At 35.5% G+C, this 2,404-nt stretch carries 2 protein-coding genes and 1 pseudogene; 1 reads left to right on the top strand and 2 read right to left on the bottom strand.

The window, feature by feature from the left end; all coding sequences use genetic code 11:
- Positions 1-501 (bottom strand): IS110 family transposase (locus DPX34_RS21475; RefSeq protein ID WP_157964591.1); only part of this gene is annotated, 501 nt, incomplete at its 3' end.
- A 927-nt stretch (positions 502-1,428) separates the two neighbouring features.
- Between DPX34_RS21475 and DPX34_RS21485 the strand changes: the two genes are divergently transcribed.
- On the top strand, positions 1,429-2,100 hold the full coding sequence (locus DPX34_RS21485; protein ID WP_111980447.1) for a hypothetical protein: 672 nt from the start codon (positions 1,429-1,431) through the stop codon (positions 2,098-2,100).
- Positions 2,101-2,115: 15 nt separating this feature from the next.
- On the opposite strand, the pseudogene DPX34_RS22175 reads toward DPX34_RS21485, so the two are convergent.
- Positions 2,116-2,404 (bottom strand): annotated as a pseudogene (locus DPX34_RS22175) (IS110 family transposase); the annotation flags it as partial.

Genomic DNA, 2,404 nt, shown 5'->3' on the forward strand with positions numbered 1-2,404 from the left:
ATAATTCTTCAACGTTGTGGTGATTTTATTTGTTAAATCTACACGGTCTTGCACGAGTTTACGACGATATTCAACCAGTTGGGCAAGCGACCTGACACTTTCGGTATCGGGTGTAATGACGCTCAATTTAGGCATATGCTGCTGTAATATTTCTAATTGGATAGCCGCGTCTGTTGGATCGTCTTTAGCCCCACTGAGTGTAAATGCCTTTCGGTATTTTGCTACGGTAGAGGGGTTTATAGTAAACAATACGATATGCTGAAATTTACTGAGCGCATAAATTAAAGGGCCTTTTTTTAATTCACAAGCGACAGCAACGGGTTGACCATTATATTTTTGTTTTAAAGTATTCGCCCAAGCATTAATAGCTTCTGGTTTTGAGGAAATAACGGTAAAAATGGGTTTGTCGCTTTTCTGTTCGAGTTCACAAACGTCGTGTTTACGATCTGCCCAATCGATAGCGATAAGGGCGGCAAAATCAGTAGGATTAAAAACTTTCATTTTTGACCTCCAAAGCGTAAAGTTAACCATGGAATATGGCAGTGGTATTGTTTCTCGCAGGTCTTATAGATAGTCGATATAGACGGCAATCCCTGAGTATGCGTATTGAAACAAGTGACTTCTGTTGCTCCGAAAGTCTTGTTATAAGCATCGAATGTTTTCGCTCAAATATTCGTAAGCAACAGAAGCATATTCCACCTATTAATAAGTTAGGTAAACTGATTAATTAATGGAACGGAGCAACTATAAGTCGTTAAAGCAGGACAAATAACAGTTGGCTTTTGCTCCTGCGTCGCTTATTTTAGCCAACATATTATTTGCCTCTTAACGAGGCGTTATGTTCCTGAGTAAAGTGAGTAGCAATTTAATATGATCACATTACATTCTGTTTTTGCACGAATAGAAAGACAAAAAATAAAAGAGTTTTCTGGTCGTTATTACTTGGACAAAAAAGATTTAATTAATCAGATCCCATATTTTCAAAAAGTAAAAGATCAGCAGTTTCTATTTGGTATATATAAGTCAGAAAGTATATGGACTGTAATATCAGTTAATTACTTATACTCTTGTTATAATTCAAATATTTCTAAAATACGATTAGATAATGAAACTAAACATGTATTTGAATATTTCTCGAACAATGATTTCTCTTCGGATCTATTTCTTGATAATGATCGAAAAATTTGGTTGAAATCTCCTGATCTAAGCTCGTTAATTTTGAATGTAATGTTAATGCTCGAGAAAATACCTTGCGGAACTATATTAAAATAAGTCTAGAGTGTAAAATCAGCGAACATAACAAAACTAATTAAAACCGACGCAAAACACTCCGGCTTCTTTGTGTTTCGCTTCGCGAAGTATACACAAAGAAGCCTCCGCGTTGTCGCGCGGTTTATTAGAGCGTTATGTTTCTAAACAGGGAGTGTCATGCATAGGATTATTAGTGAAGTTAGTAGCGCAACATTCCTCCTAGCGTTATTTACTGGAATGCTCTATATCTCTGGAGATTCTTATATTCATGGATACTTGGAACAACTATCACTTACTCCTCGAATGTTTGTTCCTGCATTTAATGAGGTTCTTTCGCATGGTTTTTATATGCTATTTATTGGTGGCATCTATTTAGTCATACCTACATTTCTAACCATGTTTCTGTTTTATTGTTATATCTACATGATTGGTGAAATTTCGGAAATAGCCTTCATTAGAAAAATATTTAATGTTCTATTTTCTATACCGAAAAAAAAAGAGAGTGAATATAAAAAGCCAAAACTAATAACCAAAATAACAAACCTTGCACTAACTACTCTTGTTTTTACTTCATTCATTGCTGTTTTGCTCTTTACTATATATAAATTGACAAATTTTTCATCTTCACAGGGTAAGGAGCAAGGCGATAGATATTTAAAGGAATTAATTTCCTCTTCAGAGACTAATGAAATATTAATTGAAAGTAGTTCTGTTAAAGGAAGCGTTGTAAGGTGCTCTAGCTCACACTGCGCTATTTATATAAAAGAAAAAAATATAATTAAAACGGTTCCTGTTTCGAGTATTAAAAGCATAAGCGTTGAACAACCGAAACATAACAACACGCCCTGAGGTGGACAGCAAGCATTAAGTTTTACTTTTTACCGCATATTTTAAGAGCGGTGAACCCTTACTTTTCAAGGCTTCTAGATAAGTTGATTCATCATATGCTGTGCTGGTTTTCCAGCACCGAAACAATATCCTGATCCACTTAAATGCCAACGCTCTGATGATGGTATTATGCGGTTTTCCTTTCGCTGCTTGCTGTTGATAATAAGCTTTAGCCCAAAACGAATATCGCACCGATTGACCTGCCCATTCAACAAATGTTTGCCGTAAAAATGTTGTGCATGAGTATCGCCAATGTATCCACTCT

The sequence above is a fragment of the Algibacillus agarilyticus genome (assembly GCF_003286125.1).
GTDB classification, from domain to species: Bacteria; Pseudomonadota; Gammaproteobacteria; order Enterobacterales; family Alteromonadaceae; genus Algibacillus; species Algibacillus agarilyticus.